This window comes from Pseudomonas sp. ZL2 (genome assembly GCF_054788455.1).
Map to the genome: position 1 here is coordinate 33,278 of NZ_JBGOGX010000016.1, position 18,843 is coordinate 52,120.

The window sequence follows — 18,843 nt, forward strand, 5'->3', positions numbered from 1 at the left end:
GGCGATGGGCTGCAAAGCAGCCCCATTGACTCAAGATTTGAATTCGTCGGCATAACACACCGGCGAACTCCCCGGCCCCTGGCGCTCCAGCTCATCCTCGAGCCATTGCGCCAGCACCATCGCATTGTTGTGCTCGGTGTCCTTGCCGGCATACAGCAAGGTCACATCGCCCTGCCCGGCCATGCCCAGCAACTTCCACCAATGCTCGGGCCGCGCCGTCAGCTCCTGGCGGTAGCGCTCGGCAAACCCGGCAAAATCCACTTCACCGGCATGAAAAGCCTGACGCAACGCCGTTGACGGCGCCACCTCCGGCAGCCACAAGGCCTGCAACTGGTCCTTGCGCCGGTTGCGCGGCCACAGGCGGTCGACCAGCACGCGCTGGCCATCGCTGGCTTGCAGCGGATCATAAACGCGTTTGCAGCGGATCATCGCTTCGCTCCATCGGCAGGTCCCTTGATCCTAGGGCTTTCCTTGACCGAGGTCACGATGAAGTCAGCGATTGTTTTTATCATGGCCGGGCAAGGCTCGACCCTTCCTGGTAACCCGGACCCGTCATCATGACCACCCCGACCCTGGCTGGCAGCCCATCGCTGGCCAACCTTGACCCCCGCCCCCGTCTCAACCACAAACCCGGCCGCACCACCCTGACCCTGTTTTTCAGCCTGCTGGTGGGCGGGCTGTTGTACACCGCCTGGAGCCTGTTCCGCGACATCGACGCCACCGGCACCGTGGTCACCACCTGGACCCCATTTTTGCTGCTCGGCCTGGCGTTGCTGATTGCCCTGGGCTTCGAGTTCGTCAACGGTTTTCACGACACCGCCAACGCCGTGGCCACGGTGATCTACACCCATTCGCTGCCACCGTCAGTCGCCGTGGTCTGGTCCGGCTGCTTCAATTTTCTCGGCGTGCTGCTGTCCAACGGTGCCGTGGCCTTCGGCATCATCGCCTTGCTGCCGGTGGAGCTGATCTTGCAGGTCGGCTCCTCGGCAGGCTTCTCCATGGTCTTCGCCCTGCTGCTGTCGGCGATCATCTGGAACCTGGGCACCTGGTGGCTAGGCTTGCCGGCCTCGTCATCGCATACGTTGATCGGCTCGATCATTGGCGTCGGTATCGCCAACGCCTTGATGCACGGGCGCGACGGCACCAGTGGCGTGGACTGGACCCAGGCCAGCAAGGTTGGCTATTCGCTGTTGCTGTCGCCGCTGGTGGGCTTTGCCTGCGCGGCGCTGTTGCTGCTGGCCCTGCGCATGCTGGTCAAGCGCCGCGAGCTGTACCAGGCGCCGGTCGGCAACACGCCACCGCCCTGGTGGATTCGCGGGCTGCTGATCCTCACCTGCACCGGGGTATCTTTCGCCCATGGTTCCAACGACGGGCAAAAAGGCATGGGCCTGATCATGCTGATCCTGGTCGGCACCCTGCCCATGGCCTATGCCCTGAACCGCACCATGCCGGCTGACCAGTCGCTGCAGTTCGCCGCGGTGGCCGAGGTCACTCAGCAGGCCTTGCAGCGCAGCGCCCCGCAGGCCGCACCGGCGGATCCGCGACAGACCCTCAGCGCGTTCATCCGCGAGCCGCAGGCCAGTGAAGAACTGCTGCCGGCGCTGGCAGCGCTGGCCGGGATGATCGGCACCGAGGTCAAAAGCTATGGTTCGCTCAACCGGGTGCCCGCAGAGGCCATGGCCAACGTGCGTAACGACATGTACCTGACCTCCGAAGCCATTCGCCTGATCGACAAGCACCAACTGGCGCAGTTCAATGCCGATACCCAGGCCAAGGTGCAAGTGTTCAAGCAGCAGATCGACAGCGCCACCCACTACATTCCGCTGTGGGTGAAGATTGCTGTGGCCATTGCCCTGGGGCTGGGCACCATGGTCGGCTGGCGGCGCATCGTAGTGACCGTTGGCGAGAAGATCGGCAAGACCCACCTGACCTACGCCCAGGGCGCTTCGGCGGAGCTGGTGGCGATGTGCACCATTGGTGCGGCGGACATGTACGGGCTGCCGGTGTCGACCACCCATGTGCTGTCGTCCGGGGTGGCCGGGAGCATGGTCGCCAATGGCTCGGGCTTGCAGATGCGCACCCTCTTCAACCTGCTGATGGCCTGGGTGCTGACCTTGCCGGCGGCGATTGTGCTGGCGGGGGGGTTGTACTGGTTGTTTCGGCAGGTGTTCTGATTTGAATGTACCGGCCTCATCGCTGGCAAGCCAGCTCCCACAAGTACTGCCCCAATCCTGAGAACAGTGCCAATCCTGTGGGAGCCGGCTTGCCGGCGATAAGGCCTATGCAGGTATCTTCAACCCGCGCGCCACCGCCGGCCGCTGCACGAACGCCGCCAGCACCCGCTTGACGTTGGCAAAGTCATCAAAGCCCACCAGCTCGCCCGCCTCATAAAAACCGACCAGGTTGCGCACCCAGGGCAGAATGGCGATATCGGCAATGCTGTAAGCATCCATCACCCACTCACGCCCTTGCAGGCGCTGGTCCAGCACCCCGAGCAAGCGCCGCGACTCGGCCACGTAACGGTCGCGCGGACGCTTGTCTTCGTACGCCTTGCCGGCGAATTTGTGGAAAAAACCCACCTGGCCAAACATCGGCCCGATCCCGCCCATCTGGAACATCAGCCACTGCAGGGTCTCGTAGCGCTGGGCCGGGTCCGCCGACAGCAGTTGCCCGCTCTTCTCTGCCAGGTAAACCAGGATCGCCCCGGACTCGAACAACGCCAGCGGCTCGCCACCCGGGCCATTGGGGTCGAGGATCGCCGGGATCTTGTTGTTGGCGCTCAGGGAGATGAATTCCGGGGTCAACTGGTCGTTGGTCTCGAAGCTGACCTTATGCACCTCGTAGGCCAGGCCGATCTCCTCGAGCATGATCGACACCTTCACGCCGTTGGGCGTGGCCAGCGAGTACAGCTGCAGCAGCTCGGGCTGTTTGGCCGGCCATTTACGGGTGATCGGGAATGCACTGAGATCGGTCATGAACAGAACCTTGAGCAAGAAATTGAGGCAGACACTGTAACCAGTTTTGTCACCGCCGCGCGACCATCACCCAGTCGCGGTGACGCTCCGGGCCACATTCGAACACGGCCTCGCCGACCTTGCTAAAACCATTGCGCTGATAAAAACGGATGGCCCGGGTGTTCTGTTCATTGACGGTCAGGCGAATGCCGCCGCGCACCTGCGCCAGGGTGTCGTCGAGCAACAGCTGGGCGCCGCCGAGGCCATGGTGCTCGGGCAGCACATAGCAGCGGCTCAGCTCCGGCACGCCATCGGCCTCGGCAATCCCCAAGGATTCCGGCGCGCTGTCGACCAGGCTGTAACCCACCACTTTACCCAGGTGCTCAAGCACCCGCAGGCGCTTTCGCGGATTGAGCAGGTGCAGCACGAAGTGCTCGGGCTGCAGCCGGGTGTCGATGTATTCCTGCAAAGCCTGGGCAGCAGAATCCGGCGGGCTGGCCAGGGCGAAGGTCTGGCCGGCAACATGGCTGAGCGCCTCGGCATCACTGGGCCGGGCAACACGGGTAGTGAATGGCATGCAGCAACATCCTGTCCAACGGGCGAACCGGCATGGTAGCCCGATCCCTCAGAAGGCAAAACAGGAACAACCAAACGCGCCCCAAAAGCCCTGAAAATCACTGACCGGCACCGACGCTTGCCGCGCGCGCTGGTGCGCATGGGCATGCACCGCACAGGCACCGACGCACTGATGTATTTGTGCGGTCAGCGGCGCACCCTGGCGCCAGTGCCCGGGCACCTTGGCCACCGGCGACCAGTCGGGCAACACCGGCAAAGTCGGCGGGTCGAGCCGGGCGAACTCGGCGGCGCCGTACACCACCTTGCCATCGACCAGGGTCAGCACCGACTCCAGGCTTTTGATCGCCTCGGCGTCGATGCTGAAATAGTCGGCGCTCAAGGCCGTCAGGTCTGCCAGCTGGCCGACCTTGATCTGGCCCTTCTTGCCCTGCTCGCTGGAGAACCAGGCGCTGCCGTGGGTGAACAACGACAACGCGGTATCGCGGTCCAGGCCCTGCGGGTACAGCTCCAGCCCGCCCACGGTGCGCCCGCTGACCAGCCAGTACAGCGAGGTCCAGGGGTTGTAGCTGGACACCCGGGTGGCGTCGGTGCCGGCGCCGACCGGGATGCCTTCACCGAGCATGCGCTTGATCGGTGGTGTGTGCTGCGCGGCCTTGGCGCCGTAGCGTTCAACGAAGTATTCGCCCTGGAAGGCCATGCGGTCCTGAATGGCAATGCCGCCGCCCAGCGCCCGTACCCGCTCGATGTTCTTCGGGCTGATGGTCTCGGCATGGTCGAAGAACCACGGCAGTCCGTTGAAGGGAATGTCGCGGTCGACCTTCTCGAACACGTCGAGCATGCGCGAGATCGACTCATCGTAGGTGGCGTGCAGGCGAAACGGCCAGCGTTGCTCGAGCAGATGCCGCACCACCGGTTCCAGGTCGCCCTCCATGCTGCCGGGCAGGTCCGGGCGCGGTTCGAGGAAGTCCTCGAAGTCGGCGGCAGAGAACACCAGCATCTCGCCGGCGCCGTTGTGCCGCAGAAAGTCGTCGCCCTGGCCGTACCTGACGCTGCGGGTCCAGTTTTTAAAGTCGGCCAGTTCTTCCTTGGGCTTCTGGGTAAACAGGTTGTAGGCGATGCGTACGGTCAACTGCCGGGTCTTGGCCAGTTGCTCGATCACCGCATAGTCGTCGGGGTAGTTCTGATAACCACCGCCGGCATCGATGGCGCTGGTCAGGCCCAGACGGTTGAGCTCGCGCATGAACTGGCGGGTCGAGTTGACCTGATATTCCAGCGGCAGCTTCGGCCCCTTGGCCAGGGTCGAATAAAGGATCATCGCATTGGGCCGGGCGATCAGCATGCCGGTCGGGTTGCCGTTGGCGTCGCGCTGGATCTCGCCACCCGGCGGATTGGGCGTGTTGCGGTCAAAGCCGACCACGCGCAGGGCGGCGCGGTTGAGCAAGGCGCGGTCGTACAGGTGCAGGACGAACACCGGCGTGTCTGGCGCCGCCTGGTTCAGCTCGTCGAGGCTCGGCAAACGGCGCTCGGCGAACTGGAACTCGTTCCAGCCACCGACCACCCTCACCCACTGCGGCGCTGGCGTGCGCAGGGCCTGGTCCTTGAGCATGCGCAAGGCATCGGCCAGGGACGGCACGCCTTCCCAGCGCAACTCCAGGTTGTAGTTCAGGCCGCCGCGGATCAGGTGCAGGTGCGAATCGTTGAGCCCGGGGATCACCGTGCGTTGCTTGAGGTCGATGACCTGGGTCGCCGGCCCGCGCAAGGCCATGACCTGGGCGTCATCGCCCACCGCCACGAAGCGTCCGTCGCGAATGGCCACGGCCGTTGCTTGCGGCCGCTCGCGGTCCACCGTGTGCAAGCGGCCATTGTGCAGGATCAGCTCGGCCGGCACGGCCGTTTCGGTCCCGCGCAGAATGGCCCCGACGGCCAGCGGCGCCGTCGAGTACATGGCCCCGGCGGCGCCAAGCACGGAACTGGCGGCGATGAAACGGCGGCGGCTTTCCTGATCCTGGTTCATGGCGGCTCCTGAGGCGCGGCGTTGCCGGGCGAACAAAAGCTAAACGATAGACCAGCGCCGGCGCCGTACCAGTCAGCGGCGACGAAACAGCGGCCGTGGTTCGATCACCGAACGCCCATACAGCACGCTCATGCCGGCCAGGCCCTTGAGCGCATCCTCGGCGCATTTGTCTTCACGCACGGCGTAGCTGTCAAAACCGCACTGGCGCATATGGCTGAGCTGGTCACGCAGTACATCGCCCACCGCGCGCAGTTCACCATGCCAACCCAGGCGGCTGCGCAGCAGGTAAGCCTGGCTGTAGCCACGGCCGTCGCGAAAGCTGGGGAAGTCCACCGCGATCAGCGGCACCTGGGGCAGCCAGGCGCGCAGTGGCTCGATCTCATCGTCAGGCCCCAGCCACAAACCGTCACGGCCCACGGGCCGCTGGGCGCGGCGGGCAATCCAGGTGGCCAGCGGCAAAATCAGCAGACCGTCGGGCAGCACCTCGCCGGGTTCGCGCAACAGCTGCCAGGGATCGTGCTCGATCAACTGCGCCTCACCATTGCGCAGGCCAATCACATTACGCATATCAGCTCCTCCGGGCGCTTGGCATAGACCCGCTCCTTGAAGGGTTCCAGGCCGACCCGGCGCACGGTGTCGACAAAGGGTTCGTCCTGCTCGCGATAGGCGCAGTAGGTGGCGATGATCTGCTCGATCACCTGGGGGATCTCGGCGGCGCTGAACGACGGGCCGATGACCTTGCCCAGGGTGCTGTGCTTGCCCTGGGCGCCACCGAGGGTCACCTGGTACCACTCGCTGCCGTTTTTATCGACGCCGAGGATGCCGATGTTGCCGATGTGGTGGTGGCCACAGGCGTTGATGCAGCCGGAGATGTTCAGGCTCAGCTCGCCCAGGTCGTGCAGGTAGTCGAGGTCGTCGAAGCGGCGCTGGATCGACTGCGCGATAGGGATCGAGGTGGCGTTGGCCAGGGCGCAGAAGTCGCCGCCCGGGCAGGCGATGATGTCGGTCAGCAGGCCAATGTTGGCCGTGCCCAGGTCACGTTCGCAGGCCAGGCGCCAGAGCGCGTGCAGGTCACGCTTGCGCACGTCCGGGAGGATCAGGTTCTGCTCATGGGCAATGCGGATCTCGCCGAAGCCGAACTGCTCAGACCAGTCGGCCACTGCATCCATCTGCGCATCGGTCAGGTCGCCCGGTGGCGACGCGTCACCCGGCTTGGTCGACAGCACCACGCTGGCATAACCGGGGACCTTGTGCGGCTTGACGCAACAGGCTACCCAGCGGGCGAAGGCGTGGTCCTGGGCCAGGTGGGTGTCGTAGGCCAGCTCATCGTCGATGACGCTGTCGTAGGCCGGTGGCTCGAAGGCGGCGGCGACCCGCTGGAACTCGTCCTCGGTGAGTTGCGCCGGGCCGTCCTTGATGTGTTGCCACTCCTCCTCCACCTCGCGGGAGAACGCCTCGATGCCCAGCGCCTTGACCAGGATCTTGATCCGCGCCTTGTACTTGTTGTCGCGCCGGCCATGGCGGTTGTACACACGCAAAATGGCTTCGACATAGGACAACAGGTGCTGCCACGGCAGCCCTTCGCGGATCTGCAAACCGAGGATCGGCGTGCGCCCCAGGCCGCCGCCGACCATCACCCGCAGGCACATCTGGCCACGGCCGTCGCGGTACAGGTAGAGGCCGATGTCATGCATCATGATTGCTGCGCGGTCTTCGATGGCCGAGCAGATGGCGATCTTGAACTTGCGCGGCAAAAACAGGAATTCCGGGTTGATGGTCGACCACTGCCGGAGGATCTCGGCCAGCGGCCGCGGGTCGAGCAGCTCGTCGGCGGCGACACCGGCAAAGGCTTCGGTGGTGATGTTGCGCACGCAGTTGCCGGAGGTCTGGATCGCATGCATCTCGACCTCGGCCAGGCGCTGGAGAATGTCCGGCACCTGAGCCAGTTCGATCCAGTTGAACTGGATGTTCTGGCGCGTGGTGAAGTGGCCGTAGCCGCGGTCGTACTCGCGGGCGATCTGCGCCAGGGTGCGCATCTGCCGGGCACCCAGGGTGCCGTAGGGGATGGCCACGCGCAGCATGTAGGCATGCTTTTGCAGGTACAGGCCGTTTTGCAGGCGCAGGGGCAGGAACTCTTCTTCACTCAGTTCGCCAGCCATGAACCGGCGCACCTGATCGCGAAACTGCGCCACGCGCTCGAACACCAGCGCACGGTCATACTCGTCATAGTGATACATGGTTCGGACCTCATCAGGGAGGCCGTTACTATGGCTTTTGGGTGTACTGGGTTACAGATTCAGGTTGGGGGTATTTATACGGATCAGATGCTCAAATTGCGCTGACCCTATCGCTGGCAAGCCAGCTCCCACAAGAACTGTATGCACCGGACCCTGTGGGAGCTGGCTTGCCAGCGATGAGGCCTTAAAGGGCGACACCGTCCGTGCGCTTCAACTCGCCAATCTTCTCCAACCGCGCCCGCACGATGTTGCGGCTGATATTCAGCAAGCGCCCGGTCTGCAACTGATTGCCATGGCAGAACCGGTACGCGGTGCGAAACACCGTCTCCTCGATATGCTCGTACAAGTCCGCGATGTTCTGTTCGAACAGCGCCGTCAGCGCCGCCTCAAGGTTCGGCGGCTCGCTGGCCAGGCGCAGCGGCTGGCTGTGCTCCTCCTGGCGAATGCCCACCGAACGCATGTCCACCAGGTGCAGGTCGGCCGGCTGCACCACCTGTTGCCGGCACACCAGCAAGGCATGGTGAATGGCGTTCTCCAGCTCGCGAATATTCCCCGGCCAGCTGTGCGACAGCAGTTTTCGCTCGCTCTCCAGGCTCAGGCTGGCGCGGCTGTAGCCCAGGCGCTGGCAGTGTTCTTCGAGGAAGAACTCGGCCAGCGGCAGGATGTCCCCCGGCCGTTCGCGCAGCGGCGGCAGGCGGATGGTTGCCACGTGCAGGCGGTAGAACAGGTCTTCGCGAAAATGCCCGGCCACCACCGCATCGGCGAGGTTGACGTTGGTCGCCGCCACCAGACGCACGTTGATCGGGATCGGCGTGCGCGAGCCCAGGCGCACCACTTCGCGCTCCTGCAGCACCCGCAGCAGTTTCACCTGCATGTTCAGCGGCAGGTCGCCGATTTCATCGAGGAACAACGTGCCGCCATTGGCCGCTTCGAACCAGCCGGCCTTGCTGTTGGTGGCGCCGGTAAAGGCGCCCTTCTCGTGACCGAACAGTTCGCTCTCGACCAGGGTTTCGGCAAAGGCGCCGCAGTTGACCGCCACGAACGGCTCGCGCCCGCGGCGGCTGAGTTGATGGATGTGGCGGGCGACCAGCTCCTTGCCGGTGCCGGTCTCGCCGATGATCAGGGTGTTGGCTTCACTCGGCGCCAGGCGTTCGATGCGGCTGAGCAGTTCCTGGGAGCGCGGGTCCTTGAACACCAGAACGGTGGCGCGAACGGATTTGGTCAGTTCCCGGGCATGGGGATGGGTTATCAGCGACATGGTGCATTCCTGGCAGTGAAAGCGCAGGGCCATAGTGCCCGAAACAAATTAGAACAAATAATTATTAATTAGTATTTATATATTCCATACAGAGATATGCGATTAGCACTGCTGCCCCAGCAGCAGTCGCCCAGCAATCCGTGGCTGCTGGCCAGCATCGACGCCCCCCGAGATCCCCCTTGATGACAACGAAGTCCCGCAAATGCAGGGCCTGCAGCGCTCTGGCACGCATTTCGCTCAAGCCTGGCACACGCACCGTGCAAGGACCTCTCGATGAAACTGCAGAAAACATTCGCCTTCGGCCTGAGCCTGCTGGCCCTGTCGTTCAGCGCCGTGGCCGCGCAAACCTTCGCGCCCAAACCCGACCCGCTGCAAGGCGATGGCCGGGTCTCGGCGTTCTACAGCTGGAACCAGGCCATCCCCGCCAGCCCCGGCAAACTGCTGCGCAGCGAGCCGCTGGAACAGACCCTGAGCCTGCCCGGCGCGGCGTCGCAGTTGCGCATCCTCTACAGCTCCACCGACGGTATCGACGGCAAGACTCCGGTGGCAGTCTCCGGTGCGCTGTTCATTCCCCAGGGCACGGCGCCAGCAGGCGGCTGGCCGGTGGTGACCTGGGGCCACGGCACCGTGGGCGTGGCGGATGTCTGCGCGCCGTCCTGGGCCGGGCGTTCGTACCGCGACGTGCAGTACCTGGCGCGCTGGCTCAACGAGGGCTACGCCATCGTCGCCACCGACTACCAGGGCCTGGGCGTGCCCGGCGGCCACCCGCTGCTGAACAACCGCATGGCCGCCTACGGCATCCTCGACGCCGCTCGCGCAGTGATTGCCGGGGTGCCGGGGCTGGCCAACAAGGTGCTGGTGGTCGGCCAGTCCCAGGGCGGCGCCGGCGCCTTTGCCTCGGCCGCCTATGCGCCGACCTACGCCCCGGACCTGGGCCTGAAGGGCAGCGTCGGCACCGGGGTGATCTACACCGTGGGTGCGAAAAACGTCGGCGAGCAGGACCCGGACCAGGTCGACGCCTCCCTGGCCTACGGCTTCTACACCCTGCTGGCGGCCCAGCAGTACGACCCGCGCATCGACCCGCGCGACTTCTACACCGACAAGGCCCTGCCGCTGTTCGAACAGGCGCGCAGCACCTGCCTGTCGTCACTGGTGGCCGATGTGATCGGCACCGGCCTGACCCCGGCCAACACCCGCAAGGCCAACAGCGGCGCGCAGCTCAAGCCGTGGCTGGCACAGGTGTCCTACCCGACCCTGAAACTCAAGCAGCCGATCTTCATCGGCACCGGCGCCGAAGACAAGACCCCGGCCGCCGCCACCCAGGTGGCGTTGATGCAGGACGCCTGCAAGACCGGTTCGATCGTCGAAGGCCACCTGTACAAGGGGCTGGGCCACAGCGAGACGGTCAACGCCTCGCTCAAGGACTCGCTGCCCTTCGCCCGCAAGGTGTTCAGCGACCAGCCCATCGCGCCGATCTGCAACCCCACCGTGCAATAAGGACTATCACCGTGAGCATCGAATTCTTTACCCGCCTGCCCTTGCACGGCGAAACCCAGTTCCTCCCTGGCGACCCGCGCAACCGCGGCGACTGGCATAGCGGCAGTGACAGCACCGGCGCCGTGTCGAACTTCGCCGTGGGCGATCACTTCACCTACATCGACTACCTCGGGCAAATTGCCCGCGCCGCCGAGATCAACGGCTTTGGCGGCGCGCTGATGGTCAACGCGCCGTCCGGCGAAGAGCCGTGGACGGTGTGCTCGCTGCTCGCCCGCGAGACCCGCACCCTGAGTTACGTCACCGCCTTCCAGCCCTACCACTACACGCCCTGGGTCGCCGTGCAGCAGGCCGCCACCTACCAGCGCGCCACCGGCAACCGCCTGGTGTGGAACATCATCAACGGCGGCTCCGACGCGGTCCAGCGCCAGGTCGGCGACTTCAGCGACCACGATGAACGCTACGCGCGCGCCATCGAGTTCATGGACGTGGTCAAGGGCTACTGGCACTCGGAGAACTTCCACTACCAGGGGCGCTTCTACCAGGCCGAAGGCGGCGGCCTGCGCGGCCCGCAGAAGAAGGCCGAGCTGCCGCTGATCTGCACTGCCGGCTCGTCGATCGCAGCGCGGGAGTTCGCCGCCCGCCACGCCGACTTCTACCTGATGCGCGCCGAGCACCCGGACGAGATCCGCACGCTGATCGCCGACATTCGCGAGCGGGCGCTCAAGCACGGTCGCAGCAACATCCGCTTCGGCCTGTCGATCGATGTGATCACCCGCGAGACCGAAGCCCAGGCCCTGGCCGAGGCCAAGCGCTTCTTCGACGAAGGCGTGGCCAAGGGCGCGGTCAAGGCCGTGGCCGCCCATGCCGGGCTGCGCAGCGCACGCAAGCTGAGCTACGAAAATGAATACGCGGCCAAGGATGAAACCCGGCCGTTCGACGACTTTTTCATCTACCCCAATGTCTGGGCCGGCTTCGGCTACATCGGCATCCCGCCGGGCCTGGCGTTGGTCGGCAGCTACGAGAACGTGGTGGCACGGATTCGCGAGTACAACCAGTTAGGCATCGACCTGTTCTTCCTCGCCGGCTACCCGCACCTGGAAGAAGCCTACCGCCTGGGCGAGCACATCCTCCCGCACTTTCGCGGCGAGCGAGCGCCATTACGGCGGATCGACACCCAGGCGCCGGCCCTGCGTGCGGCAGGAGGCTGAGGCCATGGACCCTTTTGATTACCAGCGCCGGCGTTTTCTCGGCTATAGCCTGGCGCTGGGCGGCGGCATGCTGCTCAGCGGCTGCGGCCCCGATACACCTGCTGCCAGCAACCTGGCCAGCGACCAGCCGCGCCATGGCGGGCGCCTGCGCCTGGGCGTGCTGTCCGGCGGCCAGGTCGGCAACCTCGACGCCCACAAACCCATCGGCAGCGGCATCGTCCGCGGCTTTGCCCTGTACAGCAAGCTGTGGGAATGGGACGAGCAGATGCAACCGCGCCTGGCCCTGGCCGAAGAAGCCGAGGCCAGCGCCGACGCCAGCAGCTGGACCGTACGACTGCGCCAGGGCCTTGAGTTTCACAACGGCAAGACTATCGATGCCGACGACCTGATCTTCTCCATTCGCCGCCTGACCGACCCGCAACTGGCCTCGCCCTATGCTGCGCTGCTGCACTGGGTCGACCGCGACAACCTGGAAAAGCTCGACGCGCGCACCGTGCGCATCCGCTTCAAGGACGGGCGCAGCTACCTGCCGCTGGCAGAAACCTGGGTCAACTTCGGCGGCATCGTCCCGGTCGATTACCACCCGCTGACCAACCCGGTCGGCGCCGGCCCCTACAAGTTGAAAAGCTTCACACCCGGCCAGCGCTCGGTGTTCAGCCGCTTCGAAAACTACTACAAGGACGGCAAACCCTACGCCGACGAGCTGGAGATCATCGACTTCAAGGACCAGGTCTCGCGCCTGGCCGCCTTGCGCGCCGGGCAGATCGACATGGCCAACGGGCTGCCCAGCGAACAGTTGCAGATCATCGAACGCGACCCGCGCCTGCAACTGGTGACCTCGGTCAGCGGCAACTGGCTGTCGTTCGAGATGAACACCAGCAAGCCACCGTTCGACAACCCGAAGGTACGCGAAGCCTTCCGCCTGCTGGCCGACCGCCCGGAGCTGGTGCGCCGCGCCTTGAATGGCCAGGGCCGGGTGGCCAACGACCTGTACGCACCGAACGACCCGACCTTCAACCACCGCCTCGGCCCACGCCCGCATGACCCGCAACGGGCGGCAACACTGCTGCGCGAAGCCGGCCACGAACAGCTCGAAGTCGAGCTGGTGACCACCAGTGGCCCGGCCCTGGCTTCGGCACTGGTGTTCGCCGAACAGGCCAAGCGCATCGGCGTGAGCCTCAAGGTGCGCCAGGTCGACCAGGCCACCTTCGACGGCCCGCAGCACGACCAGTGGCAACTGAGCACTGGCGGCACCATCGGCGCGCCGTTTCTGGCCAGCGCCATGCACATCGATGCGCCCTTTGCCGTGGCCAACAAGACCCACTTCAACGACCCGCAGTTCAGCGAACTGTTCCTCCAGGCCATGGCCCAGCCGGACCTGGCCAAGCGCAGTGCCCTGGTGCACCAGGCCCAGCAGATCCAGTACGAGCGCGGCGGCTTGCTGATCTGGGGCTACGTGAATTTGCTCGACGCCTTCTCGCGCCAGGTCGGTGGCGCCGCAGCCGAGCAGACGCTGTTCAGCACCTGGCGTTTCGACAACCTCTGGCTGCGCACCTAGCATTTTTGCCAGTAGACGGGTCGGGGCAGGCCCCCTAGGTTAAGGAACGACGGTTACACGTCGGTTTAGCGCCCCCCCTCTGCTGGAGAGCCGCGTCATGATGGACGATATCGAGAATGCTTTTGTGGGCATCGACCTGATTCTGGAGACAACGAGCGGTAGCAAGCCGTTGAACCTGACGATGTGGAAACCCATTTTCACCGAAGACACGTTTGAGGTTTCCGCTGGTTCCAAGGCTGAGGAGTACCTGTTGACCTTGAGCTGCTGGGGGAAACCCAAGGCAAGAGATTACCTGTTTCCTGTGGACGCTGATGTAGATGAACAAGGATTGGGCGACCAGGTACAAGTAACCATGGAGTTCGGAAAGTACGGCCAGCCATCCTTTGAAATAAGCAATGGCACGCTGACAATTGATGAAATTAATCAGGATCAGAACAGCCTGTACCTCGTAGGCCGCTTCGACTTCACAGTGCTGGATGCTCACAAGAGCATCACCGTCAGTTGCTGGAAATTCACTATCGGCGACAGAGCCTGACCTGCCCCCCCCCTGACATCAGCGCAACCCCGCCTGACGCTGACGATATTCCCCCGGCGTGAGCTGCGCATAGCGCAAAAAGAACCGGCTGAAATACGCCGGGTCCTTGAAGCCCAGGCTGTAGCAGATCTCGTTGGCCGAGCTGCCGGTGTACAGCAGCAGGCGCCGCGCCTCCTGCATCAGCCGTTCGAGGATCAGCCGCTTGGACGGCAGGTCGGCGATGCGCCGGCACACTTCATTGAGCCGCGCCTCGGTGACGCCGATGCCCTGGGCGTAGCGCGCCAACGGCCAGTGTTCGAGGTAGTGGGCCTCGATCAGTTCGTTGAAGCGGTGGAACACCTGCAAGTCTTCATGACGGGTTTGCCGTGCGGGCAGCGAACGCGCGCACAGGCGCAGCAGGCTGGTCATGATCAGCCGCGTCAGGCTTTCCAGCGCCGCCCCGCGCCCGGCTGCGCTGGCGTTGATCTCACTGTGCAGCTCATCGAACAGCAGCGCCAGGCGCCGCGCCTCGGCGGCATAGCTCGGCTCCAGGCCGCTCAAGGCCACGCAGGCCGGCGCCACCTGCGGCCCCGGCGCCAACCCCGGATCAGCTTCGAGTAACTGCCAGACCAGTTGCTGGCGCACGGTCAGCACATGGCCATCGGCATCGGGCTCGGTGACGAAGGAATGCGGGATGGTCGGCGGCGTGAGGAAGAACATCGGCCCCGATTCGACGTACTGCTGGTCGTCCAGGTACACCCGCACCGTGCCGCTCTTGACGTAATGCACCTGGAAAAACCGGTCATGGCGGTGCACCGGCATGTTGCGGCCGAAGAACCCGGCCAGGTTGCCGAGCTTGTCGTAGTGCACCTCGGCATCGCTGTAGCGCTGGTCATAGACCTGACCGATGTTGATGTTGGGGATTGGCTGGCGCTCGCTCATGGCCCTGCTCACTCTTGTTGTTCTGTCGCCAGCTTACTCCTGCAGCAAGCCGCTTGCATTTCGTTAACATCTTAATTATAACGTTAACACATTAACAATTATTCGAGCAGGGACCCTGCCCCTGCCCCAGCCAGGAGAACCCCATGAGCCGTGCCTTGCACGATGCTGCCAGCGGTACCCTGTTCGGCGTTGCGCTGAACTACCAGGGTTTGCTGAACCAGCGTCTCGCCGAATTCGAACAGCCGCCGTATCAAAAGCCGCCGGTCAAGCCGGTGCTGTTCATCAAGACCCCCAACACCCGCAATGGCCACGGCCAGCCCGTGGTCTATCCGCAAGGCATCGAACAACTACAACCGGGCCCGGCCCTGGGCGTGGTGATCGGCAAGCGTGCCACCCGGGTCAGCGTCGACAATGCCCTCAGCCATGTCGCCGGCTACACCATCGTCAATGAATTCAGCCTGCCGGAAGACAGCTACTACCGCCCGGCGGTCAAGGCCAAGTGCCGCGACGGCTTCTGCGCCCTGGGCCCTGAACTGGTGCCGGCCGCGCAAGTCGCCGACCCGCAGCAACTGAGCATCAAGCTGTTCATTAATGGCCAACTGCGCCAGCAGAACAGCACCGCCAACATGGTCCGCAGCGTTGCCCAGCTGATTGCCGAGATCAGCGAGTTCATGACCCTGCACGAAGGTGATGTGCTGATCACCGGCACCCCCGAAGGCCGCGTCGATGTGCTGCCCGGGGATCAGGTTGAAATCGAGATCAGCGGCCTCGGGCGCCTGACCAACAGCATCGTTGCCGCGCAGGAGAAGCGCTGATGAAACACGCACGTATCCGCTACCAGGGCGAAGTCCACGCCGTCACCGTCGAGGCCGACAACGCCGTGCGCCTGGCTGATGGCCGGCTGTTGCAAGAGCAGCAGGTCGAGTGGCTGCCGCCGGCCACCGGCAACATGTTCGCCCTGGGCCTGAACTACGCCGACCACGCCGCCGAGCTGGCCTTCACACCGCCCACCGAACCGCTGGCGTTCGTCAAGTCGGTGGGCACCTACACCGGCCACAACCAGGTGAGCTGGCGCCCGGACAACGTCGCCTACATGCACTACGAGTGCGAGCTGGTGGCGGTGATCGGCAAGCCTGCGCGCAACGTCAAGCGCGAGGATGCCCTTGAGTACCTGGCCGGCTACACGGTGTGCAACGACTACGCCATCCGCGATTACCTGGAAAACTACTACCGGCCCAACCTGCGGGTGAAAAACCGCGACGCCACCACCCCCGTCGGGCCGTGGATCGTCGACGTCGCCGAGGTGCCGGATGCCTCCAACCTGACCTTGCGCACCTGGATCAACGGTGAGCTCAAGCAGCAAGGCAGTACCAAGGACATGATTTTCGACATCCCCTACCTGATCGAATACCTGTCCAGCTTCATGACCCTGCAGCCGGGCGACATGATCGCCACCGGCACCCCCGAGGGCCTGGCCGACGTGGTGCCGGGCGATGAAGTGGTGGTCGAAGTCGAAGGCGTCGGGCGCCTGGTCAACCGTATTGTCAGCGAAGCCGAGTTCTTCGCCCTCAACCGCCAAGAGGCATGAGCAACATGATCAAACACTGGATCAACGGCCGCGAGGTCGAAAGCAAAGACGTGTTCGTCAACTACAACCCGGCCACCGGTGAAGCCATTGGCGAAGTCGCCAGCGGCGGCGCCGAAGAAGTTGCCCAGGCAGTAGCAGCGGCGAAAGAAGCCTTCCCGAAATGGGCCAACACCCCGGCCAGGGAACGCGCCCGGCTGATGCGCAAGCTTGGTGAGCTGATCGAGCAGAACGTGCCGCAGCTGGCCGAACTGGAAACCCTCGACACCGGCTTGCCGATCCACCAGACCAAGAACGTGCTGATCCCCCGTGCCTCGCACAACTTCGATTTCTTCGCCGAAGTCTGCACACGCATGGACGGCCACACCTACCCGGTCGACGACCAGATGCTCAACTACACCCTGTACCAGCCGGTGGGCGTGTGCGGGCTGGTGTCGCCGTGGAACGTGCCGTTCATGACCGCGACCTGGAAGACCGCGCCATGCCTGGCCCTGGGCAACACCGCGGTGCTGAAGATGAGCGAGCTGTCGCCATTGACCGCCAACGAACTGGGCCGCCTGGCCGTCGAGGCCGGCATCCCCAACGGCGTGCTCAACGTCATCCAGGGCTACGGCGCCACCGCCGGTGATGCCCTGGTGCGTCACCCGGACGTACGTGCGATCTCCTTTACCGGCGGCACCGCCACCGGCAAGAAGATCATGCAGACCGCAGGCCTGAAGAAGTACTCCATGGAGCTGGGCGGCAAGTCGCCGGTGCTGATCTTCGAAGACGCCGACCTGGAGCGCGCCCTCGATGCGGCGCTGTTCACCATCTTCTCGCTCAATGGCGAGCGCTGCACCGCCGGTAGCCGTATCTTCATCCAGGAAAGCGTCTATCCGCAGTTCGTCGCCGAGTTCGCCGCACGGGCCAAACGGCTGATCGTCGGTGACCCGCAAGACCCGAAAACCCAGGTAGGCTCGATGATCACTCAAGCCCACTATGACAAGGTCACCGGTTACATCAGGATCGGCATCGAGGAAGGCGCGACCCTGCTCGCTGGCGGCCTGGAGCGCCCGGCCAACCTGCCGGCGCACCTGGCCCGTGGGCAGTTCATCCAGCCGACGGTGTTTGCCGACGTGAACAACAACATGCGCATCGCCCAGGAAGAAATCTTCGGGCCGGTGGTGTGCCTGATTCCGTTCAAGGACGAAGCCGAGGCGCTGCGACTGGCCAATGACACCGAGTATGGCCTGGCCTCGTACATCTGGACGCAGGACATCGGCAAGGCGCATCGTCTGGCCCGCGGCATCGAGGCCGGCATGGTGTTCATCAACAGCCAGAACGTGCGCGACCTGCGCCAGCCGTTCGGCGGGATCAAGGGTTCGGGCACTGGCCGTGAAGGCGGGCAATACAGCTTCGAGGTGTTTGCCGAGATCAAGAACGTGTGTATCTCGATGGGCAGTCATCATATTCCGCGCTGGGGCGTCTGACGTCATCGCTGGCAAGCCAGCTCCCACAGGTCTGATGTCACCTCAAAACCTGTGGGAGCCGGCTTGCCGGCGATAGCGATGGCACTGACAGCACACAAGAACAACAATCTCCAGGAGTTCCATCATGGGCGAAGTCGTCCTGGCAGCCAAAGTCTGCCACGTACCCTCGATGTACCTGTCCGAACTGCCCGGCAAGCATCATGGCTGCCGCGAGGCGGCGATCGCCGGACACAAGGAAATCGGCCGCCGCGCCCGCGAACTGGGCGCTGACACCGCCGTGGTGTTCGACGTCCACTGGCTGGTCAACAGCGGCTACCACATCAACTGTGGCGAGCACTTCAAGGGCACTTACACCAGCAACGAGCTGCCGCACTTCATCAAGAACATGGACTTCGAGTACCCCGGCTGCCCGGAGCTGGGCGAGCTGATCGGCCTTGAGGCCAATGCCGCCGACGTGCGCACCCTGGCCCACAACATCCCGAGCCTGGAGCTTGAGTACGGCACCCTGGTACCGATGCGCTACATGCACATGGATGTACCGGAGGCGCAAAAGCTCAAGGTCGTGTCGATCGCCGCCTGGTGCGCCTGGCACCGCCTGGAAGATAGCTTCGCCTTCGGCGCCGCCGTGCGCCGGGCCATTGAAAAGAGCGACCGCAAGGTCCTGGTACTGGCCTCGGGTTCGCTCTCGCACCGCTTCTCGGACGACCGCGAGGCCGAAGCCAACATCCACAACTGGACCCGCGAATTCGACAAGCAGATGGACATGCGGGTGGTCGAGCTGTGGAAGCAGGGCCGCTTCAAGGAGTTCTGCGCAATGCTTCCGGACTACGCCACTCACTGCTACGGCGAAGGCGGCATGCACGACACGGCGATGCTCCTGGGCCTGCTCGGCGGCGCCGACTACAACAAGCCGGTCGAGGTGCTGACCGAGCCGTTCGGCAGTTCCGGCACCGGCCAGATCAACGCTGTCTTCCCGCTGTAGCGCGAAGGCAGCAGCCACAAGCTTCAAGCCACAAGCTGCAAGTGAAGAG

Annotated in this window: 17 protein-coding genes; 9 read left to right on the forward strand and 8 right to left on the reverse strand. The window is 64.4% G+C overall.

Annotation, left to right across the window (positions count from 1 at the left end; genetic code table 11):
• Positions 1-30 precede the first annotated feature (30 nt).
• Positions 31-429, reverse strand: coding sequence for a DUF488 domain-containing protein (locus ABM562_RS13575; protein ID WP_115087182.1), 399 nt, complete (start codon positions 427-429; stop codon positions 31-33).
• A 128-nt stretch (positions 430-557) separates the two neighbouring features.
• Here ABM562_RS13575 and ABM562_RS13580 point away from each other — a divergent pair, with 128 nt between their 5' ends.
• Complete coding sequence (locus ABM562_RS13580; RefSeq protein ID WP_460422319.1) at positions 558-2,174, forward strand: inorganic phosphate transporter; 1,617 nt, start codon at positions 558-560, stop codon at positions 2,172-2,174.
• 105 nt (positions 2,175-2,279) lie between these two features.
• On the opposite strand, the gene ABM562_RS13585 is transcribed toward ABM562_RS13580, so the two are convergent.
• The 6 genes from ABM562_RS13585 to ABM562_RS13610 form a co-directional block, all read right to left on the reverse strand.
• Positions 2,280-2,975 (reverse strand): glutathione S-transferase N-terminal domain-containing protein, encoded by a 696-nt coding sequence (locus tag ABM562_RS13585; RefSeq protein ID WP_115087184.1) that lies wholly within the window; start codon positions 2,973-2,975, stop codon positions 2,280-2,282.
• Between the two features lie 49 nt (positions 2,976-3,024).
• The gene (locus tag ABM562_RS13590; RefSeq protein ID WP_258579152.1) at positions 3,025-3,531 is read right to left on the reverse strand and encodes a GNAT family N-acetyltransferase; all 507 of its coding nucleotides are present in this window, start codon (positions 3,529-3,531) and stop codon (positions 3,025-3,027) included.
• A gap of 48 nt (positions 3,532-3,579) precedes the next feature.
• On the reverse strand, positions 3,580-5,418 hold the full coding sequence (locus tag ABM562_RS13595) for an amidohydrolase (RefSeq protein ID WP_258579301.1): 1,839 nt from the start codon (positions 5,416-5,418) through the stop codon (positions 3,580-3,582).
• Positions 5,419-5,616: 198 nt separating this feature from the next.
• Positions 5,617-6,111, reverse strand: coding sequence for a DUF934 domain-containing protein (locus ABM562_RS13600; RefSeq protein WP_115087187.1), 495 nt, complete (start codon positions 6,109-6,111; stop codon positions 5,617-5,619).
• On the reverse strand, positions 6,099-7,781 hold the full coding sequence (locus tag ABM562_RS13605) for a nitrite/sulfite reductase (RefSeq protein WP_115087188.1): 1,683 nt from the start codon (positions 7,779-7,781) through the stop codon (positions 6,099-6,101). Before ABM562_RS13605 ends, ABM562_RS13600 begins: the two co-directional genes overlap by 13 nt.
• A gap of 184 nt (positions 7,782-7,965) precedes the next feature.
• Positions 7,966-9,039, reverse strand: coding sequence for a sigma-54 interaction domain-containing protein (locus ABM562_RS13610; RefSeq protein ID WP_258579151.1), 1,074 nt, complete (start codon positions 9,037-9,039; stop codon positions 7,966-7,968).
• A 273-nt stretch (positions 9,040-9,312) separates the two neighbouring features.
• Between ABM562_RS13610 and ABM562_RS13615 the strand changes: the two genes are divergently transcribed.
• The 4 genes from ABM562_RS13615 (at position 9,313) to ABM562_RS13630 (ending at position 13,837) form a co-directional block, all read left to right on the forward strand.
• Positions 9,313-10,536 (forward strand): lipase family protein, encoded by a 1,224-nt coding sequence (locus ABM562_RS13615; protein ID WP_258579150.1) that lies wholly within the window; start codon positions 9,313-9,315, stop codon positions 10,534-10,536.
• An 11-nt stretch (positions 10,537-10,547) separates the two neighbouring features.
• Complete coding sequence (locus ABM562_RS13620; protein ID WP_115087191.1) at positions 10,548-11,744, forward strand: LLM class flavin-dependent oxidoreductase; 1,197 nt, start codon at positions 10,548-10,550, stop codon at positions 11,742-11,744.
• A gap of 4 nt (positions 11,745-11,748) precedes the next feature.
• Entirely contained in the window at positions 11,749-13,302 is a 1,554-nt protein-coding gene (locus ABM562_RS13625) for an ABC transporter substrate-binding protein (protein ID WP_233674270.1), read from the forward strand.
• 97 nt (positions 13,303-13,399) lie between these two features.
• Positions 13,400-13,837 carry a hypothetical protein gene (locus tag ABM562_RS13630; RefSeq protein WP_115087193.1) on the forward strand — a complete coding sequence of 146 codons (438 nt, stop codon included), beginning with the start codon at positions 13,400-13,402 and terminating at the stop codon, positions 13,835-13,837.
• A gap of 18 nt (positions 13,838-13,855) precedes the next feature.
• Here ABM562_RS13630 and hpaA read toward each other — a convergent pair whose 3' ends face one another.
• Positions 13,856-14,758, reverse strand: coding sequence for a 4-hydroxyphenylacetate catabolism regulatory protein HpaA (hpaA, locus tag ABM562_RS13635; protein ID WP_115087194.1), 903 nt, complete (start codon positions 14,756-14,758; stop codon positions 13,856-13,858).
• A 143-nt stretch (positions 14,759-14,901) separates the two neighbouring features.
• Between hpaA and ABM562_RS13640 the strand changes: the two genes are divergently transcribed.
• The 4 genes from ABM562_RS13640 to hpaD all read left to right on the forward strand — a co-directional run bounded on the left by ABM562_RS13640 (position 14,902) and on the right by hpaD (position 18,794).
• The gene (locus tag ABM562_RS13640; protein WP_233674269.1) at positions 14,902-15,573 is read left to right on the forward strand and encodes a fumarylacetoacetate hydrolase family protein; all 672 of its coding nucleotides are present in this window, start codon (positions 14,902-14,904) and stop codon (positions 15,571-15,573) included.
• Positions 15,573-16,346 (forward strand): fumarylacetoacetate hydrolase family protein, encoded by a 774-nt coding sequence (locus ABM562_RS13645; protein ID WP_134063135.1) that lies wholly within the window; start codon positions 15,573-15,575, stop codon positions 16,344-16,346. Before ABM562_RS13640 ends, ABM562_RS13645 begins: the two co-directional genes overlap by 1 nt.
• 5 nt (positions 16,347-16,351) lie before the next feature.
• Complete coding sequence (gene hpaE, locus ABM562_RS13650) at positions 16,352-17,812, forward strand: 5-carboxymethyl-2-hydroxymuconate semialdehyde dehydrogenase (protein ID WP_460422324.1); 1,461 nt, start codon at positions 16,352-16,354, stop codon at positions 17,810-17,812.
• Positions 17,813-17,936: 124 nt separating this feature from the next.
• Positions 17,937-18,794 carry a 3,4-dihydroxyphenylacetate 2,3-dioxygenase gene (hpaD, locus tag ABM562_RS13655; protein WP_346617362.1) on the forward strand — a complete coding sequence of 286 codons (858 nt, stop codon included), beginning with the start codon at positions 17,937-17,939 and terminating at the stop codon, positions 18,792-18,794.
• The last annotated feature ends 49 nt before the right edge of the window (positions 18,795-18,843 follow it).

Bases quoted from the DNA above. Each gene is read 5' to 3' on its own strand.
- ABM562_RS13575 (WP_115087182.1), bottom strand. From the start codon at position 429: ATGATCCGCTGCAAACGCGTTTATGATCCGCTGCAAGCCAGCGATGGC.
- ABM562_RS13580 (WP_460422319.1), top strand. From the start codon at position 558: ATGACCACCCCGACCCTGGCTGGCAGCCCATCGCTGGCCAACCTTGAC.
- ABM562_RS13585 (WP_115087184.1), bottom strand. From the start codon at position 2,975: ATGACCGATCTCAGTGCATTCCCGATCACCCGTAAATGGCCGGCCAAA.
- ABM562_RS13590 (WP_258579152.1), bottom strand. From the start codon at position 3,531: ATGCCATTCACTACCCGTGTTGCCCGGCCCAGTGATGCCGAGGCGCTC.
- ABM562_RS13600 (WP_115087187.1), bottom strand. From the start codon at position 6,111: ATGCGTAATGTGATTGGCCTGCGCAATGGTGAGGCGCAGTTGATCGAG.
- ABM562_RS13605 (WP_115087188.1), bottom strand. From the start codon at position 7,781: ATGTATCACTATGACGAGTATGACCGTGCGCTGGTGTTCGAGCGCGTG.
- ABM562_RS13610 (WP_258579151.1), bottom strand. From the start codon at position 9,039: ATGTCGCTGATAACCCATCCCCATGCCCGGGAACTGACCAAATCCGTT.
- ABM562_RS13615 (WP_258579150.1), top strand. From the start codon at position 9,313: ATGAAACTGCAGAAAACATTCGCCTTCGGCCTGAGCCTGCTGGCCCTG.
- ABM562_RS13625 (WP_233674270.1), top strand. From the start codon at position 11,749: ATGGACCCTTTTGATTACCAGCGCCGGCGTTTTCTCGGCTATAGCCTG.
- ABM562_RS13630 (WP_115087193.1), top strand. From the start codon at position 13,400: ATGATGGACGATATCGAGAATGCTTTTGTGGGCATCGACCTGATTCTG.
- hpaA (WP_115087194.1), bottom strand. From the start codon at position 14,758: ATGAGCGAGCGCCAGCCAATCCCCAACATCAACATCGGTCAGGTCTAT.
- ABM562_RS13640 (WP_233674269.1), top strand. From the start codon at position 14,902: ATGAGCCGTGCCTTGCACGATGCTGCCAGCGGTACCCTGTTCGGCGTT.
- ABM562_RS13645 (WP_134063135.1), top strand. From the start codon at position 15,573: ATGAAACACGCACGTATCCGCTACCAGGGCGAAGTCCACGCCGTCACC.
- hpaE (WP_460422324.1), top strand. From the start codon at position 16,352: ATGATCAAACACTGGATCAACGGCCGCGAGGTCGAAAGCAAAGACGTG.
- hpaD (WP_346617362.1), top strand. From the start codon at position 17,937: ATGGGCGAAGTCGTCCTGGCAGCCAAAGTCTGCCACGTACCCTCGATG.